At 43.8% G+C, this 22,280-nt stretch carries 21 protein-coding genes and 1 pseudogene; 8 read left to right on the top strand and 14 right to left on the bottom strand.

Going from position 1 to position 22,280, the window contains the following annotated elements:
* Positions 1-79 precede the first annotated feature (79 nt).
* Positions 80-907: a helix-turn-helix transcriptional regulator gene (locus tag J2736_RS05655; RefSeq protein ID WP_310224284.1), complete on the top strand. Its 828-nt coding sequence runs from the start codon at positions 80-82 to the stop codon at positions 905-907.
* A gap of 12 nt (positions 908-919) precedes the next feature.
* On the opposite strand, the gene J2736_RS05650 is transcribed toward J2736_RS05655, so the two are convergent.
* Positions 920-2,422, bottom strand: coding sequence for a hypothetical protein (locus tag J2736_RS05650; protein ID WP_310224282.1), 1,503 nt, complete (start codon positions 2,420-2,422; stop codon positions 920-922).
* A gap of 471 nt (positions 2,423-2,893) precedes the next feature.
* Here J2736_RS05650 and J2736_RS05645 point away from each other — a divergent pair, with 471 nt between their 5' ends.
* A complete protein-coding gene (locus J2736_RS05645) occupies positions 2,894-3,019 on the top strand; it encodes a hypothetical protein (RefSeq protein WP_310224280.1) in 126 nt (41 codons plus the stop codon).
* 28 nt (positions 3,020-3,047) lie between these two features.
* Here J2736_RS05645 and J2736_RS05640 read toward each other — a convergent pair whose 3' ends face one another.
* Positions 3,048-5,618 (bottom strand): chondroitinase-B domain-containing protein, encoded by a 2,571-nt coding sequence (locus tag J2736_RS05640; RefSeq protein ID WP_310224278.1) that lies wholly within the window; start codon positions 5,616-5,618, stop codon positions 3,048-3,050.
* 366 nt (positions 5,619-5,984) lie between these two features.
* On the opposite strand from J2736_RS05640, the gene J2736_RS05635 reads away from it, so the two are divergent.
* From J2736_RS05635 to J2736_RS05625, 3 genes are all read left to right on the top strand, one after another.
* Positions 5,985-6,413: a DUF1641 domain-containing protein gene (locus J2736_RS05635; RefSeq protein ID WP_310224276.1), complete on the top strand. Its 429-nt coding sequence runs from the start codon at positions 5,985-5,987 to the stop codon at positions 6,411-6,413.
* A 21-nt stretch (positions 6,414-6,434) separates the two neighbouring features.
* Positions 6,435-7,616, top strand: coding sequence for an NAD(P)/FAD-dependent oxidoreductase (locus J2736_RS05630; RefSeq protein WP_310224274.1), 1,182 nt, complete (start codon positions 6,435-6,437; stop codon positions 7,614-7,616).
* A gap of 117 nt (positions 7,617-7,733) precedes the next feature.
* Entirely contained in the window at positions 7,734-8,579 is an 846-nt protein-coding gene (locus J2736_RS05625) for a helix-turn-helix domain-containing protein (RefSeq protein WP_310224272.1), read from the top strand.
* Between the two features lie 44 nt (positions 8,580-8,623).
* Here the strand turns inward: J2736_RS05625 and J2736_RS05620 are convergent, their stop codons facing one another.
* The 7 genes and pseudogenes from J2736_RS05620 to J2736_RS05590 all read right to left on the bottom strand — a co-directional run bounded on the left by J2736_RS05620 (position 8,624) and on the right by J2736_RS05590 (position 16,466).
* A complete protein-coding gene (locus J2736_RS05620) occupies positions 8,624-10,453 on the bottom strand; it encodes a rhamnogalacturonan lyase (protein ID WP_310225223.1) in 1,830 nt (609 codons plus the stop codon).
* A gap of 197 nt (positions 10,454-10,650) precedes the next feature.
* Positions 10,651-11,628 carry an aminoglycoside phosphotransferase family protein gene (locus J2736_RS05615; RefSeq protein ID WP_310224270.1) on the bottom strand — a complete coding sequence of 326 codons (978 nt, stop codon included), beginning with the start codon at positions 11,626-11,628 and terminating at the stop codon, positions 10,651-10,653.
* Positions 11,629-11,904: 276 nt separating this feature from the next.
* Positions 11,905-12,327: pseudogene (locus J2736_RS05610) on the bottom strand (solute carrier family 23 protein); the annotation flags it as partial.
* Positions 12,328-12,362: 35 nt separating this feature from the next.
* Positions 12,363-13,496 (bottom strand): GerAB/ArcD/ProY family transporter, encoded by a 1,134-nt coding sequence (locus tag J2736_RS05605; protein WP_310224267.1) that lies wholly within the window; start codon positions 13,494-13,496, stop codon positions 12,363-12,365.
* Positions 13,497-13,529: 33 nt separating this feature from the next.
* The gene (locus J2736_RS05600) at positions 13,530-13,739 is read right to left on the bottom strand and encodes a hypothetical protein (protein ID WP_310224265.1); all 210 of its coding nucleotides are present in this window, start codon (positions 13,737-13,739) and stop codon (positions 13,530-13,532) included.
* A gap of 25 nt (positions 13,740-13,764) precedes the next feature.
* On the bottom strand, positions 13,765-14,946 hold the full coding sequence (locus J2736_RS05595) for a Ger(x)C family spore germination protein (protein WP_310224263.1): 1,182 nt from the start codon (positions 14,944-14,946) through the stop codon (positions 13,765-13,767).
* A 17-nt stretch (positions 14,947-14,963) separates the two neighbouring features.
* Complete coding sequence (locus tag J2736_RS05590; RefSeq protein ID WP_310224262.1) at positions 14,964-16,466, bottom strand: spore germination protein; 1,503 nt, start codon at positions 16,464-16,466, stop codon at positions 14,964-14,966.
* A 259-nt stretch (positions 16,467-16,725) separates the two neighbouring features.
* Between J2736_RS05590 and J2736_RS05585 the strand changes: the two genes are divergently transcribed.
* Positions 16,726-16,944 (top strand): hypothetical protein, encoded by a 219-nt coding sequence (locus J2736_RS05585; RefSeq protein ID WP_310224260.1) that lies wholly within the window; start codon positions 16,726-16,728, stop codon positions 16,942-16,944.
* 19 nt (positions 16,945-16,963) lie between these two features.
* On the opposite strand, the gene J2736_RS05580 is transcribed toward J2736_RS05585, so the two are convergent.
* The 5 genes from J2736_RS05580 to J2736_RS05560 all read right to left on the bottom strand — a co-directional run bounded on the left by J2736_RS05580 (position 16,964) and on the right by J2736_RS05560 (position 21,349).
* Positions 16,964-17,980 (bottom strand): Gfo/Idh/MocA family protein, encoded by a 1,017-nt coding sequence (locus J2736_RS05580; RefSeq protein WP_310224258.1) that lies wholly within the window; start codon positions 17,978-17,980, stop codon positions 16,964-16,966.
* Positions 17,981-18,115: 135 nt separating this feature from the next.
* Positions 18,116-18,724: a class I SAM-dependent methyltransferase gene (locus J2736_RS05575; RefSeq protein ID WP_310224256.1), complete on the bottom strand. Its 609-nt coding sequence runs from the start codon at positions 18,722-18,724 to the stop codon at positions 18,116-18,118.
* Positions 18,725-18,852: 128 nt separating this feature from the next.
* A complete protein-coding gene (locus J2736_RS05570; RefSeq protein ID WP_310224254.1) occupies positions 18,853-19,035 on the bottom strand; it encodes a twin-arginine translocase TatA/TatE family subunit in 183 nt (60 codons plus the stop codon).
* A gap of 35 nt (positions 19,036-19,070) precedes the next feature.
* Positions 19,071-20,279, bottom strand: coding sequence for a ZIP family metal transporter (locus J2736_RS05565; RefSeq protein WP_310224252.1), 1,209 nt, complete (start codon positions 20,277-20,279; stop codon positions 19,071-19,073).
* 20 nt (positions 20,280-20,299) lie between these two features.
* Positions 20,300-21,349 (bottom strand): multicopper oxidase domain-containing protein, encoded by a 1,050-nt coding sequence (locus J2736_RS05560; RefSeq protein WP_310224250.1) that lies wholly within the window; start codon positions 21,347-21,349, stop codon positions 20,300-20,302.
* 334 nt (positions 21,350-21,683) lie between these two features.
* Between J2736_RS05560 and J2736_RS05555 the strand changes: the two genes are divergently transcribed.
* Together J2736_RS05555 and J2736_RS05550 are read left to right on the top strand one after the other, a co-directional pair.
* Positions 21,684-21,857: a hypothetical protein gene (locus J2736_RS05555; protein ID WP_310224247.1), complete on the top strand. Its 174-nt coding sequence runs from the start codon at positions 21,684-21,686 to the stop codon at positions 21,855-21,857.
* Between the two features lie 85 nt (positions 21,858-21,942).
* Complete coding sequence (locus tag J2736_RS05550) at positions 21,943-22,275, top strand: hypothetical protein (protein WP_310224245.1); 333 nt, start codon at positions 21,943-21,945, stop codon at positions 22,273-22,275.
* The last annotated feature ends 5 nt before the right edge of the window (positions 22,276-22,280 follow it).

Genomic DNA, 22,280 nt, shown 5'->3' with positions numbered 1-22,280 from the left:
GTAACATTTTGAACATGGGTGGTAATATATTGTGCATAAATCTTATGGTTTTAGATATACAGGAGGTAGCGATCGGCACTTGTATAAACTCATTTCGATCGGGCACAGCTCGGTGAGTGACGAGAACTATCGATGGGATGGTCTTAAGCGCGGCGGCCAAGGAATCATCTTTCAATACACTTTAAAAGGTGCAGGGAAACTTCGTATTGGGAATGAGGGGTACACCGTTCCGAAAGGACACGCATTCATCGTCGCCATTCCAAGCGATCATGAATATGCATTCGATGCGTCTAGCGGAGAACCTTGGGAGTTCATTTGGATTCGATTCGAGGGTGTCAAGGAGGATTGGTTGCGACATGATTTACTTCAACCATACGGACCTGTTCTAGAATTAGAGTCCGATACGGCTCCAATCCATCTTCTTTGGCGATTGTATACCGATACAGCTGAGAACAAGTTGAATGACCGATTTGACCTTTCGCTTCGGATCTATGAATGGTTGTTGGCCCTTCAGCGCTGCTTCATAGAAGGGGGAGCCCCCTCACAATTGGACATCCCCCCACCTTACAAGCGCGTTGCTGCATATATTCAGAAACATCTCGCCGAAGACCTTACCTTAGATCAGTTAGCGGATATCGCTGAGTTGGATAAGTACTATTTATGCAAAATGTTTCCTCTCTACTACCGAGTTACACCGATGGATTATGTTCGAAACCGACGAATCGAACAGGCAGCTGAGCTCTTGCGAGACCCTGGATTATCCATCACGGTCATTGCTGCACTTTGCGGATACAGCAGTCTGAGTTACTTCGGCAAAGTATTTCATAAGATGGTCGGCATGTCTCCCCTTGCCTTTCGACATTCCGAAATAAGCGAGAGCGATGACTATTTACGTTTCTTGGAGTGAGCTTACTTCTTTTCACAAATCATTTCCGGCAGATACGTAAACCCATTGTCCGTCCGCGCTGCTGCCAACCAAGTAATAGTCACCAGGACTAAGCTTTGCAATAACGGCCTCTTTTTGATCATCGACATTGTAACTGTATAGGGACAAAGTAGAATTGGTATTAAAGTCCCTATTCTTGAATGACACAAAGCGATGTGTTCCTTTTTGCCAAAAACGTGGTTGTAAATCGGCTGGCAGGGTGATCTTCTCGTTTTCATGATACATCACACCATTACCGTTGTAATAATAACGATATGTCCCGTCGTCTGAAGCCACAAAACCACTCCAACCATGTTCGCTAACTGGCGATTTCCACGCCTCAAACATGCCACTGCTCCACGAATAGCGGAACTCCTGACTTTCATGTGACTCTTCATTTATCATATACGTATACACATACCTGCCATCATCTTGAAATTGAATGGGTATTTTCGTAGAGCTAACTTGGTTATCTGGTATTTGACCTATGAGTTTTTTGGGGAGATTCACGATTCTTTTCGTTTCCAAGTGATAGATAACAAAATCCAAATCCGTTTCTTGCTTTTCTTGACCGAGCGCCAGAATCAGATTCTTACGATCTAGACTAAATGAGGCCCCATGGACATAGCCCGGCACGTGAATGTCTAGTTCCGTATCACTGCGCGGAATCTCAACTCCGTTCATAGGCTGCTCATAGAAAAATCCTCGTGTGTCCGCGACAAAATCGCCTTTCCCTTTATATTGAATCATGAGAGGTACAGGATACGTCTTCATTTCATTAAGACCAATGTTATATACCGAATGGGACAGCGGTAATGTCGCATCACATTCGCAGTAGTCGAGGAATTGCGTAGCTAGCATAAAATCGGCATTATTCAATGCCTGCATCTGATAGGGTTCATTGAACTTACTGATCTTTTCCATTCGTCCATCTTCGACGGAGATACGCCATAATTGTTGAGGTTTTTGAATATAGGTCTGAAATGTAGGGGTATCTCTCAGCGTTTTACCAGAACTGGTTACTGCTCCATTCAAATCAACTGTATAGCCATGTGTTGGATACGGATTGGTAACGAGACCTTTTACAGAGACAGTGAGGTTTAACTCCCTTTCATTTTGCCAATTGAATACGACGTCTATTTGTGGACTAGGATCTCCACTCATCGTGATAGCTTTACGTAATGATTCCTCTACAGATTGGCGATTCATCCCTTCACCAAATGTAATAGCGAATGTTTGCGGTGTGTCCGCGACAATTGTCTCAATGGGTGCATGTAAGTAACCTCTTGGCTCCAAACGAATACGGACCGCTTGCTCAGGGACTCCCGCGATTGGTTTGACTTCATTTGGCTTGGAAGTTGGTGATCCGGTAGGCATTTCAACCGGTTTCACATTCTCCTTAGCAGGTGATACAGGTACAGCCTTTTCTTCATTTTCACAGCCGATGATCAAACTAAGGATAAAAATTGCGTAAACCAGCCTTTTCCCATTCTTCAAAACAAACCACCTCTACATCCAATGTATGCCATTTTAGTTAGACGTATGGTGCTCCGCTTTTGTTGTGCAAGTAAGCTAATATTGGAAAAAATTCTATGGAACACGTCGGGAACAAAAAGATCACTTTCCATAAAAAAGTAGGAGCTAAGCGGTCTTTCTCGCTTAGCTCCTACTTTTCGTGGAAGACGTGAAGCAGTAACTTTTAACTTCCTAGGTATTCATGTACGCAAAAAAATTGTGCTCAAGGGAGTAGTCTCCGCTGACAGTTGATTGTTTGCGCACAATAATTGGCAAAAATTGTGCTCAAGGGAGTCGTCTCCGCTAACAGTTGATTGATTGCGCACAATAATTGTGCTCAAGAGAGTCGTCGTCGCTGACAGTTGATTGTTTGCGCACAATAATTGTGCTCAAGGGAGTCGTCGCCACTGACGGTTGATTGCTTGCGAACAAAAATTGTGCTCAAGGGAGTCGTTGCCACTGACGGTTGATTGCTTGCGAACAAAAATTGTGCTCAAGGAGTCGTCGCAGCTGACGGTTGATTGCTTGCGCACAGAAATTGTGCTCAAGGGAGTCGTCGCAGCTGATGATTGCGTCTAGATCACCTTTTCAGACAGCCTCTCTCTCTCTAAGGCGCTAGCGGTCCTACTTGTGCCGTTGTCAACGGCACTTGGACGACTGAACTTGTTGCGTATTCATCCGCGCCTACATCATTTGTTCCTGAACGGCTTTGACCATCCATATCCGTCGTAACAAACGTATAAGAACCTGCAGAAGCATTGATCGCGGGGCTTGAACTAGATAGCTTCTGTAAGCCTCCTGACGTCGTTAACAATGGATTCACGTTATTGATTTCAGCCGATGTTCTAGCCACATTGCTTAATGTGGAACCGAACCCAATGTTGCCTTGAAATGTGGTATTGCTCGTTTTCACCTGATTAAATAACGTACCTGTCGTGTTTTTCACGATATTGTTGGCAATGATGCTGTCTACAGGCGCTTGGGAGTAGTTTCCGCCAATCACGATCCCGGTTGTACTGTTGACAATCGTGTTGTTAACAATCTGCGCGCGGTACACTCTCCAGTGCTTGCTTAAATCGGAGCTCGTGTACGAATTCCCATTCGTACCTCCATCAAAATCCCCGCCGTCTACGTTAATCGCATCCGAGTAGCCACTGCCCGTTAGGTTTTCAAAATAATTATTGAACACTTTGTGATCATTCGCGTACAGACGGATACCGCCGATGCCTGACTTCACTCCATCTCCTAGGAAGAAGTTGCCGTAGAAGCTCTGAGCATGACCATGCCGTGATGAGAGCACGCCTTGCGAGTTGCGGAACGTATTGTACCGAACGGTGTTGTTACCGCTTTTCACAGAGATATATTCGGGATCACCGTCACAGTTTTCAAACAAATTATATTGAATCGTTGCATAGGCGTTTGACATGGACAGTGTACTGACGCCTAATCGTATAGCTTCCATTTCATTCGTTGCACGAGGACCGATGTCATGGAAGTAGTTGTACTCAATCGTATCGTACTGCGAGATTTGGGTCGAAGATCCGTCCACTGTAATAAAGTTACCCAAGTCATGCTTAGGCCCGAATTCATTATGATCAATACGGTTATGATGGCTGTTGGCTCCACCAATGTACACCCATTTCAATGAATTCCCGTTTTCAGTAATGGCAAACGTATTGCGGGTTACGCGTACGTTGTTGCTTTGATCTAACTTGACCGCTGTGTTGCCAGTATTCGTGAATTTCAAGCCTTCAATCGTGACATAGGAAGAATTAGATACGATAAAATATGCGCTGCCCGATATAATAGCCTGCCCGGTGTTGGCCGCTTTAATCGTAATCGGATTTGAGGCTGTTCCATTTTTGCCGCTGATACTGAAGTTCCCTCCATTGGTATAGGTACCATTGGCAAGTACAATCGTTGTCCCAGCTGTCGCACTGCTAATCGCAGACGTTAGTTGCGCCGATGTTGACACATTGACAACTGTACCGCCTCCACCAGCTTGGGTTGTTGCTGAAGCTGTACTGCTCGCTGCAGATGTATTACCTGCCGCATCCTTGGCTCTAATCGTATAAGAATACGAAGTGGATGGGCTCAAGCCGGAATCGCTGTACATAGTTTTAGAAGTAGATCCCACAAGTGAGCCAGCACGATAGATATCGTAGCCTGTCACGCCGACATTGTCGGTCGAAGCTGTCCAGCTCAAATTAATTTGACTGCTTGACACCGCGGTAGCTGCTAATCCAGTAGGCACTGATGGCGCTAGTGTATCACTAGACCCCGCTTGCGTTGTAGCGCTTGCTGTACTGCTCGCTGCAGATGTATTGCCTGCCGCATCCTTAGCTCTTATCGTATAAGAATACGATGTGGATGGGCTCAAGCCGGAATCGCTGTACGTAGTTGTAGCGGTAGATCCCACAAGAGAGCCAGCACGATAGATATCGTAGCCTGTCACGCCGACATTGTCAGTCGAGGCTGTCCAGCTCAAATTAATTTGGCTGCTGGAAGCTGCGGTAGCTGCTAATCCAGTAGGCACTGATGGCGCTTGTGTATCACTGGCCGCACTGTCTGTTACCGAAACATCGTCATACTCAGCGACACCATTGGCATAAAAGCCTGGTACACCGTTCGTTAAGCTGCTATCCGTCCCTTGAACCAATAAGGTTCCATTCACATAGCCTTTGACCGAAGTTCCATTCACTTCTAGCTGCAAATTATAAAAAGTGGAGGTATTCGCCGTGAAAGGAACCTGTTGAATTGTCGATGTGGAACCGCTTACTTTTTTATTCAGAAGTAAATTCCCATTATATAAAATCAGGAAATAGTAGTTATTACTATTCGTATAACGAGCTACGATCCCATTACGAACACTAGTTGATCCCACTTTTACTTTGGCCGAATACGTATAATTCGTCCAAGATGACGTTCCATTCGTCATAATATACGTATTGGAAGTGGATGACGTTTGGGTAGCTACCTTACTTCCATCCGTAGCAATGCTCCAAGTCCCATTACCGGAAGCGTTCGTCCATCCACCGGATGGGAAACTGCTGTAGGCTTCAAAATTATCACTTAACAATGTCTCCGCGAAGGCGGGTGTAGCAAGCGGCAGTAAGGAGAATGAAAGCATACAACTAAGAGCCAAAGGAATGATCTTTTTCGACTTGTCAATTTTCATGTACGTTTGCTCCTTAAGTTTTAATATTCGTTCCTTGAAAATTAATAATTACGAGCCTCCTCTTATGTATGCGCTTTCTAGATGTCAAAGCCTATTGCCTTGTTACGTCCATGGGTCTGTCCTTCTCCTTCTCAACTCCTTTTGCACATCTAAAATTAGCTTGTACTTGATCCAATAAATGCCAATCCAACTAACAACTTCATTATAAAATCAATCCATATCCCTTAGACAGGGATTATTCTAGGTCAAGTTGTGTTTTATATAGGATTTGTTCACCAATTTGAAATATCTGCCTTTATAAATTTATTGTCAAAAGGTGTAGAATAATGTAATACGTTTTTTTCTACGCAAAGGAGGAGTTGTCATATGTCACAGACATCAGTTCAAGAAGTAGCAGCAACACTTGCTGCTGAACCCAAAACATTAGACGTACTTGACCAATTATTAAAGCCTGAGGTTCAAGAATCTCTTTCTATTCTGGTCGATAATCTTCCTAAGTTAGCTGAGATGGTTACAATGCTAACGAAGGCGTACGACTTCGCGCAAAATGTGGCGACAGACAAAGTACTCATCAACGATTTTGCCCAAGGAATTGGCGAATTCGTGAAACCCGTACAAGAAAAAGCAAAAAACATCGCATCAGCTGCAATTGAAGCTGGCGAACGCTCACAAGCTGACGTAGGAACGACCATCGGTCTTTTCGGTATGTTGAAAATGCTGAAAGACCCTGAAGTGCAAAAAACACTTCGTTTTGCACAAGCATTCTTGAACGTACTCGCTGAACGAAAAAATTAATCCGGACAAGGGATGATAACGATGGCTAAACAAATATTAATTCTTGGTGGCGGTTACGGCGGTCTATTGACTGCATTAACAGCACGTAAACATTTGACAGCTTCAGAAGCTAACATTACGATCATCAATAAATTCTCAACGCACCAAATCATTACTGAATTACACAGATTAGCTGGTGGTACGATCCAAGAGCAAGCCGTTGCGCTTCCTCTTCAAAAACTTCTTGGAGACAAGAACGTAAATATCGTAGTTGACACCATTTCTGAGATTAAACCAAATGAGAAAAAAGTACTTACAAACAGCGGTGCTGTACATACGTACGATGCGCTGGTTGTAGCTCTAGGCAGCGAAACGAATTACTTTGGTATTCCTGGTTTGGAAGCGAACAGCATGATTCTGAAATCCGCAGCAGATGCTAACCGCATTCGTGCGCATGTCGAAGCTCGCTTGGACGCTTACAAAGCATCTGGCAATAAAGCTGATGCAACGATTGTTGTTGGCGGCGGCGGCTTAACAGGTGTTGAGCTTGTAGGTGAATTTGCAGATAAACTTCCTGAAGTATGCCGTGCGAAAGGTATTGACTTCAAGGATGTTTCCATCTATTGTGTAGAAGCTGGCCCTGCTGTTCTACCTGTATTCCCACAAGTACTTATTGAGCGCGCAGTAACAAGCCTTGAGAAGCGTGGCGTGACATTCTTAACAGGTGTTGCAATCACAGAAGCTACAGCCAATACTGTATCTCTGAAAAGTGGACAAACGATCGAGGCTGGTACGATTATTTGGACTGGCGGCGTGAAAGGCAACGCTGTTGTCGGCAGCTGTGGTATCGCGGAAGATCGCGGTCGTGCTACTGTAACATCAACGCTGCAATCCACAAGCCATGCTGATATTTTCTTAGCTGGAGATTGCGCAGTTGTCTTCCCTGAAGGCAGTGAAAGACCTTACCCACCTACTGCTCAGCTTGCTTGGCAAATGGGTGAAACGGTAGGTTATAACTTGTCCGTTCAACTAAAAGGCGGCGTAATGGATAAATTCGTTCCTGTTTTCTCCGGTACACTGGGCAGCCTCGGACGCAAAGACGGCGTTGGCACCATTGGCGGAAAAAATACACAGCTCAAGGGCTTACCTGCAACACTTATGAAAGAAGCGAGCAACGTTCGCTACTTGTCACATATTCATGGTCTTTTCGCATTAGCTTATTAATTTCTCAAAGATGTCTCACTGCCTTATGGCTTGTGGGGCATCTTTTTTATTCCCCATTTATTTCCCAATAAAATCCTTTATACTAAGAATGAACTGGGAAATGGAGGCGTCCACCGAATGACTGATTTCATATCCTTTTCTGCCAAAGAAAATCTGATCACAATCCCTGGAAAGCTGATATCAGGCCATTATCGACAATCTTATGGCTACCAAGTTAAACGGTCCAACGGGACGAAAGATTATTATCTCACCTTGACGTTACAAGGAATCGGCCTTTTCAACAACGGGAAAGAAACCTATCCTTGTCAACAGAATGAAGTGACGATCATCACGCCAGGTACCCCTCATTTCTATGGAACACCAGAGAATACTCTCTGGGAATTTTATTGGTGTCATTTTGTACCGCAGAAAGAATGGTTACCGCTCTTACAGCTGCCAGAGGCAATTAAAGGAATCCGACTTGCCCGTTTAGGTGACGATAAGGAGTTGTTTCGGTTAAGAAATGCTTTTGCCCAATTACTTCAATATAACGAAGAAGTTAATTCCTTTGCAGAACGATTGGCCATGAACGCGTTAGAACAAATCCTCCTGCTGCTATCCAAAAGTGCTATGCAAACCGAATACCCGCTCGATTCCCGCGTCAAGCTTACCTTAGCGTTAATTGCAGAACATTATAACCAGCCTTATACCGTATCTGATTTGGCTGCTGCCGTTAATTTATCCCCATCTAGATTCGCTCACCTCTTCAAAACGCAAACCGGTGAATCCGTTATGGACATGTTAAACAAAACACGACTTCGACAAGCTAGAAAACTCATAGAAACAACCTCATTGCCTATGGCCGAAGTTGCCGAAGAAGTCGGTTTCAATCATCCCTTCTATTTTTCAAGGCAGTTTTCCGCTTTTTATGGGACTTCACCTGCTGCTTTCCGAAAGCGCATTCAACAAATGAGATTGGAATAAAAAAGAAACGCTGGCGTTAACCCAACGTTTCTAACAGATGCTTCTTATGGCGTAGTATAGATATTCGGCTGTGTAGGCGTTGCCATGCCTGTTCCAAGATAATAACTTGTGTGCGGCGGTTGGTTGTATGCCACGTTCTGCCAGGCGATATCCAGACGGTACAAAGGATCATGCATTAACGTCCAAAGACGCGTACTTGTCACATACGGTGTTGCGTAAATACGTAAAGCTGTACTATCTGATTTCCGCCAAATGACCTCTTCACGCCAGTCGCCTAGAAGATCGGCTTGCAAGCTTGGATTCCCTTTCGTGTAGTTATTCGAACTGGTTCCTGTTGCCGTTAATAAAGTCGTTGTATTGAGACTGGTGTAATTCCATTTATCAATACGTCCAACGCCGTTCGTGCCATCCCAATTGTGATCAAGAAGCTCACGAGAAACATCGCCGTCCCACCAGATACCGAAGTTAATGGAAGAAGGGATCGTCGAACTGATTTTGGTACCGTTGATTTGATACAGCCCGACTCCGTTACTTGCCCACACTTCTTCGCCAGCGTATCGCGGGTCAATATCAGCTGACATTCCTCTTCCCGTATCAGCGGCTGTATTCACGCCCCACTTGATGGCGCCTGTTCCAGCATTCCAGACAGCTGCGCCATAGGCAGCGCTAGTGCTTTCCATGACTTTGAACACTTCGAGACCAGCGCTGTTTGGATCCAAATCGCCTACATGAAGAGCATCGCCATGACCTAAAGCTGTGTTGTATTTCTTAGCGCCATTGTCATCGATTGTCATCGCCCCATAGACGATTTCATCCTTGCCATCACCATCAACGTCCGCTGCTGTTAAGTTGTGGTTCCCTTGCCCTGCATAGGCCGAGTTACCAGAAGTGTTGCTGTCAAATGTCCATAATTTAGATAATGTTCCACCACGCCAATTGTACGCCACTAGAACGGTTCTCGTGTAATAACCACGTGCCATGACAATACTCGGCTTTTGCCCATCCAAATAGGCAACCGTTGCTAGGAACCGATCTACCCGATTTCCGTATGTATCGCCCCAATCTCCGACTGTGCCACGCGGAGGATCATAGCTCGTTGAAGTCAATGCTTTCCCTGTCGTCCCTTCAAATATGGTCAAGAATTCAGAACCACTCAGCACCCTTCCCACACTGTTGCGATAATCCACAGTTGAACTGCCGATCACGACGCCAGTGCCGTCCTTCGTTCCATCCGCTGTTTTCATCGCGATCTCGGCTTTGCCATCCCCATCTAAATCGTAGACCATGAATTGCGTATAGTGCGCGCCAGCCCGAATATTTTTACCCATACTAATTCGCCATAACCGCGTGCCGTTCAGTTTATAGGCATCGACAAATACTTCACCTGTATAGCCATCTTGGGAATTGTCTTTCGCATTCGTTGGATCCCATTTCAAAATAATTTCATACTGACCGTCACCATCCATATCACCAACGCTCGCATCATTGGCCGTATAGGTATAGCTGACACCGTCTGGTGTCGTTCCACCTGCTGGTTTCTGCAACGGTACATCCAAATAGTTGTTCGCCCATGGAGTAGCGGCAGCAGATGCGGCTTGCTCTACACCACCTACTACAGCCTTAATCGTATAGCTTGAGCTTGTTGTCCCGGTGTCGTCCTGATAGTTCGTGCTCGTCGTAATGGGTGTAGCATTAAGCTTCACACCATTCCGATACACATTGAATGATGTACTTGCTGCCTCCGTTCCCAACAGTCTCCAACTGACGAGGACACCTGTGCTCACCTTAACGGCGACTAAGCCGCGGTCTAGCTTCTCCATCTGTCTGGCTACGGCCGCATGTGCGGAAGGCGCTGGGATCCCGAATGAAGTCATGAGGAGCGAGCCCAACGTAATGATGCATACTGATTTGATAAGCTGCTTTGCGTTTTTCAGCATTTCTACAACCTCCATGTCATCAAAAGTATTTACTGGAATGTTCGCGCTTACATTTCATTCGTTCCTCATTATAACTTGAAATTATCTTAGTTATAATGCAGACAATGGCTAACTTCCTGCACAATACTGCTACTTTATTTTCTATAAGCCTCAAGCAAATAAACGGCCTTATCCTGCTCTTTCTGGAGCAAATCCTTGATTTGTTCCCCAGTCATTCGACTGAATTTGCCCCATAAGAGATTCCGGCATACATTGTGCGGAAATGCCAGATCTAGATACATGAATTTCATTTCATGTGACGTCAGTCCATTTTGCGCTAAATAAGCTCGCATCACTTTCTTAAAAACTAGCGGATTCCAGCCTGATGTTTTTTTTACTATGGCATATAGAAGTCGATTCAAATCCCTTGAAGGAACATCGAATCTAACAAATTCCCAATCCAAGATATAAATATCTTGGGACTCCGCTTGTACGATATTTTGAAGATGAAAATCATTGTGACTTACGACTAGTTGAGGTTGATTCTCCTTCCAGGCACGAGAACAAGCGCTTATCTGCTCTTGGACATACTTGCCTGTTGCTATACTAAAATCTATATAGGATAGCACAGCCAATCGCCATGGTTCATCACTTTGCAAGCTTTCATTCTTCCATCTTTCTAAATAGCAAAGAGCTTCCTCGTATTCACGCTCCCACCTGGCCGATCCATGATAGATAGGGCCAATTGAGGCAGGATATTCTTTCGAAATCATATGGATACTTCCCAATAATGCGGCTAATTTAACCGCTTTATCTACTGTTGTGAGCGGATACGCAACACCGCAAATCCATTGTTGAAGAACATATAAATTGCCTTTATATCTCATGTAATTCTGTGCCTCATCGGTAGGATACACGAATGGAATGTGAATACCTCGACTCCTGAGAAAGTCCTCGACATCAAGCATATGGCGTAATCGGTACTCGTCCATCCGCATCCTTTTCAAAATAAACAGACCTTCGTCTGCAGTAATTTTCACGACAAAAGCCCGCGATGTATGCCGTATGAGCTCAACTCGCTCTATCGTCAAACTGTACGTTAGCGCAACGGCCTTAAGAAGTCCTTTCCCCATCTGCACCACTCTCTCAACATCGTAGTTCCTGATAGTTTATGTCCCTTGTCCAAATTGGTTTGGATGCAAGCGGAGTTGAGAATGCCTGATTGAGAGACGATAGAAACACAAAAAAGCAGAACGCCGCAGCGCCTGCTTCAGCTATTTATGTTTCATAGATTAGTGTGTGAAAAAGACAATCTGTATAAAAAATAACACCGCAAAAAGATAGAAAATAGGATGTACATCCTTCCTTTTCCCCCGGATGAGCTTGAGAATCGGATATACGATAAAGCCAAATGTGATAAACAGTCCTATACCAGCGGTGATTGCGTGTTTGAGACTGGTAGGAATAGCGTCGAGTAACACATAACGAAATGATGTGAGCGACAGTACGATGAACAGAATGCCAGCCATAAACACAGCACCTAGTGCTACTTGCCATGTCACGCCATTGCCTCCCACCACCGTAAATGCGAAATATGCATTCAATCCCATGCCTGGCGCAAGAACGATCGGATAATTCGCGAACAGCGCCATGATGAGCGTGGCTGCTATACTGGCAAGCACAGTGGCCATGAATACCCCATGGAAGTCCATCCCTGTTGTACTTAAAATCCCTGGATTCACAATGACGATATAGACCATTGTAAGAAATGTCGTAACACCGGCCATCAGCTCTGTGGATACGGAAGTCCCTCGTTCTTTCATTTTGAACAGTTGATCCATGGTTGTCCTCCTAAAATTAGGAATCGTTAAGTTATCTCAATGTCTTCATTGATCCTTTTCTGTTTATCTCGACGATCATAGATACCAAATAAGATGAGCACTATAGCGGGAATCACGATACAAAAAGTAAGGTCAAACCAAGTATAGTAAGACTCCAATATGGCATTATATTGGGTAATATTTGGCGTGCCTGCAACGGTTCCAACGAGTAGCAGCATACTTATTGGTATAGTCAGCATATGACTCTGCTTCAACTGAAATAGTTCTGCAAGACCTGAGGTCAGTGCGAAGAAGATAAGTAACGTTTTGTAAAAAACCGATATGAACCACAGAAATGCCATAACGGCCTCTAGCCTCTCCAGGAAGTGTCCAATTGTTATTTTCTGCGCGAGTACGAAGGTCGGATAAAATTTCGTCTCCATTAAATTCGGCCCTAACACAAGGACACACAGAATGACAATAACAAATAAAATGGCACCACCGATCGCGTAACCGGTTAAGATTGGTTTGGTTAGTGCTGTGGAACCAGTAACATTGGGTACTAACATGAGAAGCACAACCATTTCTGAAAATGCAGTTGCAAAAGCCATTATAGCCCCCCGCCAAATCGGTCCTATTCCTTCAACTGCTATGGGGCGCAAGTTGGCAAAATCCACTTGAGGCAGGAGTAAAACGAAGAGTATGAGAAATAACAGGATGAACACGGGAAATAACAGTTCCCCCATCCGAGCAAATGCTTCAACACCATACCTGTAAGCGATAATAATAACCAAAATAAATACAGCAATGATCGCATTAATGGGTGTTTCTGGCATCAATTGCGTTGTCATAAACTGACTCATCTCACTTAACAACGTTAGCAAACACATATAGAATTCGAATAGAAATAATAAGACGATCAGACTGCCAATCCAAACACCTACATGTAGTCTAATTAGATTAAAAAGTCTCCGCCTGCGAAGTATGTTCGCAATACCAGCAAAGATACATCCTGTTAGGAACCCAAGAAAGATGGCTAATAACACCGACAACCATGCATCTTGTTTCGCTGCTGTAGCAAGGATGGTCGGCATAATGAGAATTGAATCTCCAATAACGCCAAGAATGATCAGGATCGTAAATTGGCGCACAGAAATGGTAGCATTGTCAAATGTACTCATTTGGACCCTCCTTTTCTCTGCATCCAAACTAATTTAAACAGTCCATCCGTACATCCATTCAATGATTTTGAATGGATTTGGTAAAATAACTTCTAAGGTTAGCAAGACATACGAACTGCTTGCTAGCAACAGGAGTAGGATGAAAATAAAAAATTCACGTTTATGATTTTGTCGTAATAGCTTTGGTGCTTCTAACCAGAACGTACCCGCAACTAAAGCAAGAACAGTAAGTACAGACGCCATTCACGAACAAGTCCTTTCTCATAGCCTAATGCATGGTTGAATTTCCAATTGTCCCTATTTTCCTGATGAAAAATTCCATCTCGTAGTTAACTTTTGTTTGAAGAAACATGTCATCATTCCATGTATCTTTAACTTTTTTCCAATATGCAGGCTGATCCTTACCGAGTTGACTTCCAAAACCGATGATATCCGACTTCATTGTCTTCGCACGTGAAACGACTGCCTCTACATGCGACTGTATGATTTGTTTGGACTCATTTTCCAGACGTTGAATCACTTGAGGGTCCGTCAGATCGATATCTCTGCATTGTCTCCCAACGATATTCGCTTCCGTTCGTATGGCCACATTCATCTCAGGCTTCCCATTCCGTACGCTTGCCTTCAATTTGGCTTCCGAGGATGTCACTTCAATAGCCGTATATTTCTGCTCACCGCAAGGAATCTCGATAGATGTGCTATCCAAATTGTTTGTTATGTCTGTATAACCTTTACTTTCCAGCTCATCTAGCCAGCCAATTAATTTGTCTTCTTTGAAAGCCGCGATTCCGTTGTAACGGAATCTACTAGGCGGAAGAAAATACTCTACATTCTTTTTCGAGTCACTCATTGCTGGGTCACCGATTATTCGTATACCTGTTATCGCTAGTTCGAAACCATTGCCAGACAGCCTATTCAACGTTTCATCCATCGTCATTGCAACTGTCGGAGCCCATGACTTCTGTGAAGTTTGCAAGGATTGTTGCATACTATAACTCGATAATTTCTCAACAGGGGTGAATAATTTCAACACATTCTCCGCCATCGTTCCTCTTGCAACAACGAGATTAAAATCCATGCGTAATTCATTATCTCGGATTGAATTATCAAGGAAATCTTTTATCCCTCGCCTCGCCAATTCCTCGCCAATAACATACAATTGCAAATGTCCCATATAGACCTTCCGAGGCGCTTCCGCTGTCAATGACCTTGCTGCCTCAAATAAAGTCTTCCCTTTCCCCTGGTAGAGCGTGCTAGGCGGGCGATCCCCCCCTTTTTTCTGGGCGGATATTTCACTTGGATTTACGACTTGAAAAGACACCAAATACTCCCCATCCTTCCAATCAACACCGATTCCAAGGACGATAAGCAGCTCATTTAATTCACGTCTGCTCCAACAACCAGTTAGCATAAGTAAGCAAAGAAGCATAATAGTTAATTTATATTTCATCCTAATACGCCTCCTTGCTACTGCTTTCGTATTCTATCACTGCCTTCATCGAGTGATGTCTCAGGACGTTGAAACATAAGCCATCTTGGTAAACGAAGCAGCGTATCCTCTAAATCTGCTTTGCGGTAGGGTGAAAATGGAGACATAAAAGGCTCCCCGAAAGAACGAAGAGCACACAAATGAAGCAATAACACAAACATCCCCATGGCAATCCCGAATAACCCAAAACTTGCCGCTGCCCCCATAAATACAAACCGAAGTAGACGTACTGGAATAGACATGCTATACGATGGCAACGTAAAGGTAGAAATGGCCGTTACTGAAACCACAATAACCATGGCTGCCGAGACGATTCCCGCTTCTACCGCAGCTTGTCCGATGACAAGAGTGCCAACGACAGATACCGCTTGTCCAATGGCACGCGGCATGCGAAGACCCGCTTCTCGCAGAATTTCAAAAGTCACTTCCATGACAAGCGCTTCAACAAAAGCAGGTAATGGCACCCCCTCACGTTGGGCAGCTAAGCCGATTAGCAACGAAGCCGGCAGCATATCACGATGAAAAGTCGTAATCGCGATATAGATTGAAGGCAATAACAAAGAGATGAATACTGTGCTAAATCGAAGTAGACGTAGGAGACTTGCATAGTAGGCTCGTTGGTAGTAGTCCTCTGCTGATTGAAAGAAAGTCACGAGTTGCGTAGGTACTAACAAAATATTAGGCGTTCCATCTACGATAATCGCTACTTTCCCCTCTAATAACTGGGCGGCCGTGCTGTCTGGAAGTTCAGAATTATAGACAGTTGGAAATAGCGAAAATTTATTATCTTCGATCAATTCTTCGATATAACCGCTGTCCAGAATACTATCGATATCAATTGCTCTTAATTTAGACCGAACGAGATTGATTACCGATGGCTTAGCGATCCCATTCATGTACATGATGGTTACGTCCGTTTTCGTTATTCGACCGATGGAGATCGTCTCCATCCATAGTCTTGGATCTTTTATTTTACGTCTAATTAACGCAGTATTCGTGCGAAGTGTCTCTGTAAAGCTTTCCCTCGGACCACGTATGGACGTCTGATTGGTGGATTCAGTCACATCACGTCCCTTCCATTGACGAATGTCCGCGCGATAGGCGTGATTTTGCCCATTAAATAAAATAATAGCCTCACCTGAAAGTAAATTTTCATACAGACTTGCCATATCTGCTACGGTTTCAATGCAGCCTAATCCTGTTAACAGTTCTTTGGCAAGTGTTTCTGTATCCAATTGCTCTCTATACGCTTCATGAGGGGCATCCCTTAACATCATTTTTAATACATCCAAAATATACGTATTAATGGCCGTCGTATCCGAAAGCCCATCGATATACACAACCGCTGCCGCTATTGTCAGGGTACCTTCCTCTTGAATTTCGCGGATGACAACATCATCACTGCCGCCTAAATCCACCATGATCCGTTCTAGGTTTGTTTCAATACTAGGGTCAATAGGAATCGTTACATCATCTGGCATGATGTGGGTCCCTCCTTCTACTCATCCCTTTCCCATTATGACCATTTGGGCAGGGGGATAAACCGGATTGAACGAGTACCCTTACACTGAATAGACAGAAAAAAGCCGTTCCCAATGGGAACGGCTTCGAATTATTTACTAATAGGAGAACTTCACTCGTTTATTTCGCATGTCATTACTAATGGCGAATATACTCAAGTAATAACTGAACAAAGTAACGTGTTCGTACAATGAAAACATAGAAGGAGATGTGAATCTCATGTTGCTGACATTAACATCGGATGGCGATCTATTTGCCGCCGCCCTATCCCAAACAACGGTATCTGTCTGGCAAACCGACGAGCATGGCGTTTACAGCGAAGTGGATCGCGGCATCATCGAAGAATTCACCAGAATCTCAATCCGAATGAGTACGATTTCCGATGAAATTGCCTTTTACTTCCGTGATGACGGGACTTTGTTCCGCGCTGAAACTTAGCTCCCTGCTATCGCTCAGGTTACTGATAACTTATTCTCTTCCCAGATCTGGACGATTCATAAATATCCATAACCAGATTGAACGCCTTGAACCCTTCAGGTCCATTTAAACCATAGCTGCGGTTATGCAGGAGATGGTCATAGAAATCTGCAATCTGCGTGCCATGGCTAATTCCCCAGTAGGATTTGGCTCCCAAATTTGTTGCTTCTGGAGACGTTAATATGGATTGCTCACCATCCACTACGCGATATAGGGTATCACCTGCGAGTACTAATTTGCCTTTTTCGAAGACAAGCTCGATTTCAGGCGGGGAGTTGACCCCATACGAATTCGTTGCATAAAAGACAGCTGTAGCCCCGTTCTGATACGTCAAATGCGCATGTACGGTATCTTCAACTTCAATAATGCCCTCCAGGGAGTCTGTCGACATCGTCCCTTTCACACTTGACACCTCGCCACCAATCCACTGCAGTAGATCTAAGGTATGAATGGACTGGTTAATGAGGACTCCACCACCTTCTGTTGCCCATTTCCCTTTCCATTCCGTTTGATAATAGGAAGCATCTCTGCACCATGTAACAATGCCTTTCAGACAAAGCAATTTTCCGAGTTCTCCCGAATCGACAGTTTGTTTCATAAGGATGGAGGCAGGGTTATATCGATTTTGGAAAATAACACCTAATTGCACATTCGGATTTGCTTCCGCTGCATGTAACATCGTGATTGCAGCTTCTTTCGTTTCAGCCATTGGCTTCTCCGTCAGAACATGCTTGCCAGCGTTAAGTGCATCAACAGCCATTGGCGCGTGCAAATAATGCGCTGTACATATATGAACGACGTCAATGTCTGGATTCTTCAACATTTCGAGATAATCCGTGTAATAACGGCATTGATACGCTTCTGCTGTTTGCGCGGCTAACTCGGCATTCGTGTCTACAACTGCTACTAATTTGGCCGTTGGTATTTCTGAAATTGCTTTTAAATGTACGCTTGAAATCGCTCCGCAACCAATAAGTGCAATGCCAATCTGTTTCATGGGAAACCTCTTTTCTGCATAAATAGAATAGTACTGCATGATGGTGCTACTGTATATATTAGAGGTTCGCTCATCAAACAGTAATTCCTTTAGGGTCGTGCATGCGGAAATTGACTACTTATTGCTTTATCATGACTATTCTGGGCGTGGTGTCAACGCGATCTCCCATAGCATCTTCTTGTTGGTATACCTGTCCATTTCATACTCCGCAATATGCACGTACGACCACATGTCCCCATCAAAAAAATGTTCAATTTCACCCCTATCAAAAAACCTTCTATACAGCTCATCGCCTTCTCTTATATTTACGATTTCACTGGTTGAATTCAATCTCACTAACAGAAGACCATCTTGCTTAAGCACACTATGGAGATCTCGAATGATTCTATGCGTCGTATCCTCGTCAAAATAATGAATACTTAAATCAGCGATCAGAACTTGTACGGTTCCTTTGTTGAAAGGAAGCCCCGTTGTCATATCCAAACAGCGTGTTCGAATGTCAGGCAGGAAGGATTGCAGTTTCATCAGCGCCTCTTCAGAGATATCGCAAGCAATCGGGGACAAGCCATGCTCGAATAAATATTGGGTATTATTCCCGACACCGCAGCCTAGATCAACAATCAATGTTTCGCTGCTATACGCTGATAGATATGGCTCCCAATATTTGTCCAACCAATTATCGTATGTAGGCGTAGCTTCTAATCTTTGATACGTTTCATTCCAGTATTGTTCGAGTGATTTCATCTCGTTACCTCACCCACCTATCACCAATTGTACAGCCCAACCTTAAGGCAACCTCAAGAAAAATCCAAGTTTGAGTTAAAAACACAAAAAGGTATGCAAGAAGCACACCTTTTTGTTGCTAACAGTCATTACTGCTCTTTCTGCTTATCTTTCGAATCTTCCTCTTCTAGTAACCCTTTCGTTCCTTGTCTAAATTCCTTAATTGTCGTACCGAAAGCACGGCCTAATTGCGGAAGTTTTGTTGGGCCGAATAAGAGTAATGCAACACCTACGATCACAATAAGTCCCGGAATGCCAATACCTGATAACATAGGAATCACCTACCTTTCATTTAGAATAGATGCATTTAAAATTTTACCATGAATGCCGTCGCATACATAATTAATATTCCTGCTGTAACGCCACTGAAGTTTAACCAAGAGACAGGGGATAGTCCTTTCTTCTCCGATTCTCGAAGAATCATTTTGGAAATGACATAAATGACCTGGAGAATTGCACCCGCTCCGATACCGAAGAACAGTGCTGCTAAGGCATCGTTAAATATGAAACCACCGGCCCATGTACCAATAATGGCTGGACCACCCGCGATCAGAGCTAATTTGACAAACGTCTGCCACGTTGGACGATCTTTCAATAACGGTGCTGCAATCCCCACACCCTCAGTAATGTTGTGCAGGGTAAAGCCAATGATGAGGAACGTACCTAACGCTGCCTCCCCCACAGCAAATGCAGAGCCTATTGCAAGACCTTCACCGAAATTGTGCAGCCCGATCCCAGTTGCAATTTTGTTCGCTACGCGTTTACCCACATAAACTTCATTGTTAAGTTTACGTTCATTCGACTGATCTACGGCAATTAAGAAGAGACAGCTCAGCAAGGCTCCAAACCAGACCAAACCAGATCCTTGAAAAACACCAGGTGCTTCTGCAGCCATTTCAAACCCTTCACCGAAGGTATCAATAACTAGGAAGAACAATAAGCCTACGGTCAAAGCAAGAATAGCGTGCATACCTCTTACTGAGAATCTACGTAGAAATGGGTACCATAGTAAGCCGAGTCCTACAGGAATTACGCCAACGTAGAAGCCAATCAGCGCATATTGCCCGACTAACTTGCCATTCGGCTCAGGTGTTGCTGCCGCAGCTGCGACTTCACCAATGAAGATTAGTCCGTTCGAGGTGATGAATTTCACTTCATGTGGATCACCTTGAACCCATGGGTATGGAATATGAACCATGCCTTGTTCAAATCTTTTGAGCGTGTCGCTAGGTGAAAAGGAGGCATTCCAGAAGGCGCCATCCACGACCACTTGCGCAATGGTAATATCTTCAGGCCCTGAATTTAAGACTCTTACTTGTATGCCATCATCGTTCAATGTAATTTTCTCAATATTCAGGACTTCAATTGGCGCAGCAGGCTCATTCTCAACTCCTGTGCCTACTTTAACAATAGTCGTTATGATTGCAAATAACAAGATTAGCGGAAGAATGCCCCACAGGATCGCTTTCCATTTGGATGAAGAAGATTTATTCGTAGTTTGTTCATTAATACTCATTACGTTCGCCGCCCCCCTTCTTATTCAGCAATGAAGAATCCCATCCAGCCTAATTCTGCGAATTCGCTTTGATGTGCATGGAACATGTATCGTCCTGGTGAAGGAAAAACAATTTCTAGAATACCTCGTTCTCCCTGGCACTGCATGATGGTATCGGTATACGCAGGTCGTGCTTCAGGATCTGCTCCTGTTGCGTAATAATTAAAAAAGTTCGCGTGCAAATGAAACGAATTAATTAAATCGAATTCCGTCAAGTTACTTAAGTAAATACGAACGAGTTCTCCAGCTTTCACTTTAATGGGTTCTTGCTGATAAGCAAAAGCGTATCCATTCACGGTATAGATTTCATTTTCCCCGTCGAGGTCCAGGTCGTATCCATTCATGAGCATGTTGAATTCCTTGGCTGCTGTTCTTGGCTTCTTCGGATCAATGATGAAATTACCATAAAGTCCTTTATGAATATGTCTGGCAAGTGGTGCGACGTGGCAATGATAGACATGCATACCAGCAGGTTTTGCTTCGAATTCGTAAATAAATGAATCACCTGAGGGCACAGCTTCCAGTCCATCCATATTCGTCGGATGCATGCCGTGGAAGTGAATGGAATGCGGATGCATAGTTCCATTCGTAAACTTCACTCGGAGTACATCCCCTTCTGTACAACGAATAGTCGGGCCAGGGATCGTTCCATTAAATGTCCATCCGGGAAACTTGATTCCTTTGGCGATTTCCACATTCGTTTCAAAAGCTGTAATCTCATATTCTCTAAGTGTTCTACCATCTGGGAGCTTACTTACCTTGCCATAATCAAAAGCAGTAAGCGCATGCTGCGCTGCTTTGAACCCTTCCGTCACTTCGGTGCTTGGGACATAACCATGCTTCATCCCCTCATGCAATTGTTCTTTCATGGCATGGTGAATATCATGCTTATCCTGTGCTAGCGCGACTGGTGGTTTGCCGAAAAGAGAGGAAGGATTTAACAGCGCACTCCCAATTAATGCAAAAGCTCCTGTCGTCCCTAACTTCAACAAATTACGCCTAGATAGCTTATTGTCTGGTTTCTGAAACATCGCTTTGACCTCCTATTTTAAATTGCTTGTTTACAATAGTTTTTACCTAGGGAAACATTTAAGACGAAAATAAAGTTTCCAGTGGGACAAAAAGTTTACCAAAGGAAACACCGTGTTTTTAACTATATGCTGAAAGCGTCAGAAAGTAAACCTATTTGTTAAAAATTTCTTTTGCATCCTTTGACGCAACCCTTTTTTAAGGCTGATTTCGACAAAACTAGTAGAATTCTTACCGACATTCTGACAAATATTTTCGCCTGATGACGATATAATGAAGATAGTTAACCGTGAAAATTTTACGCTAGTTGTACTAACACTTAGGAGGATGATCGACATGGACGAGCAGTTTATTAAACGATTACACACGCTTAATCGCCGAGATTCATTAAGGTCTTTGCTGCTCATCGAAGGTGTTCGACTGACTCTCCGTCGTAAAAAGAAAGTTAGCTTATTTAAAAGAATTTTTCAGCGCAAAAAACAAACCGTCATTGCAAAAGGTTGGAAATAGCTCGTCACCAACCCTACTGCATGAAATTTATAGCGTCTTTTCTCGCATAACGTCCCCTTTTATAGTAGAATAATGACTCAGCTACATGAAATGGATACGGGGTGTAAGAATGGCCATTAGTTTTACCAAATCAATTGTTAGTCAATTGAAAAAAGACATTACTGAGCTTGAAAATAAAATAGTAAATGAGAAGAAAAAGAAAGATAAAGCCCAAGCGAAGATGAAACAAGTTCAACGGGATATGAAATTAAGTCAGTCCCACAGTGACTTGAGCAGTAAAATGTCTCGTGTGAGCAAGCTAACGGAAGAAATAAAAACAAGCGAGCGGCTGCAAAAAGATTTCGCCAAGGAATTAGCTGCGAAGAACACTTCATTGAAACAAAATCTCGCCAAAGAACTCAAACAAGATAGCATCTAATCGGT

Source organism: Paenibacillus qinlingensis, from assembly GCF_031455095.1.
GTDB classification, from domain to species: domain Bacteria; phylum Bacillota; class Bacilli; order Paenibacillales; family NBRC-103111; genus Paenibacillus_E; species Paenibacillus_E qinlingensis_A.
Note: the sequence above shows the minus strand (reverse complement) of the source record. Positions and strands in the feature narration are given on the sequence as shown.

Coding starts and splice junctions, on each gene's coding strand:
- J2736_RS05640 (WP_310224278.1), bottom strand. CDS start 5,618: ATGAAAATTGACAAGTCGAAAAAGATCATTCCTTTGGCTCTTAGTTGT.
- J2736_RS05630 (WP_310224274.1), top strand. CDS start 6,435: ATGGCTAAACAAATATTAATTCTTGGTGGCGGTTACGGCGGTCTATTG.
- J2736_RS05595 (WP_310224263.1), bottom strand. CDS start 14,946: ATGAAATATAAATTAACTATTATGCTTCTTTGCTTACTTATGCTAACT.
- J2736_RS05600 (WP_310224265.1), bottom strand. CDS start 13,739: ATGGCGTCTGTACTTACTGTTCTTGCTTTAGTTGCGGGTACGTTCTGG.
- J2736_RS05620 (WP_310225223.1), bottom strand. CDS start 10,453: ATGACTTCATTCGGGATCCCAGCGCCTTCCGCACATGCGGCCGTAGCC.
- J2736_RS05565 (WP_310224252.1), bottom strand. CDS start 20,279: ATGAGTATTAATGAACAAACTACGAATAAATCTTCTTCATCCAAATGG.
- J2736_RS05570 (WP_310224254.1), bottom strand. CDS start 19,035: ATGTTATCAGGTATTGGCATTCCGGGACTTATTGTGATCGTAGGTGTT.
- J2736_RS05605 (WP_310224267.1), bottom strand. CDS start 13,496: ATGAGTACATTTGACAATGCTACCATTTCTGTGCGCCAATTTACGATC.
- J2736_RS05615 (WP_310224270.1), bottom strand. CDS start 11,628: ATGGGGAAAGGACTTCTTAAGGCCGTTGCGCTAACGTACAGTTTGACG.
- J2736_RS05555 (WP_310224247.1), top strand. CDS start 21,684: ATGGACGAGCAGTTTATTAAACGATTACACACGCTTAATCGCCGAGAT.
- J2736_RS05560 (WP_310224250.1), bottom strand. CDS start 21,349: ATGTTTCAGAAACCAGACAATAAGCTATCTAGGCGTAATTTGTTGAAG.
- J2736_RS05625 (WP_310224272.1), top strand. CDS start 7,734: ATGACTGATTTCATATCCTTTTCTGCCAAAGAAAATCTGATCACAATC.
- J2736_RS05580 (WP_310224258.1), bottom strand. CDS start 17,980: ATGAAACAGATTGGCATTGCACTTATTGGTTGCGGAGCGATTTCAAGC.
- J2736_RS05575 (WP_310224256.1), bottom strand. CDS start 18,724: ATGAAATCACTCGAACAATACTGGAATGAAACGTATCAAAGATTAGAA.
- J2736_RS05585 (WP_310224260.1), top strand. CDS start 16,726: ATGTTGCTGACATTAACATCGGATGGCGATCTATTTGCCGCCGCCCTA.
- J2736_RS05550 (WP_310224245.1), top strand. CDS start 21,943: ATGAAATGGATACGGGGTGTAAGAATGGCCATTAGTTTTACCAAATCA.
- J2736_RS05635 (WP_310224276.1), top strand. CDS start 5,985: ATGTCACAGACATCAGTTCAAGAAGTAGCAGCAACACTTGCTGCTGAA.
- J2736_RS05590 (WP_310224262.1), bottom strand. CDS start 16,466: ATGCCAGATGATGTAACGATTCCTATTGACCCTAGTATTGAAACAAAC.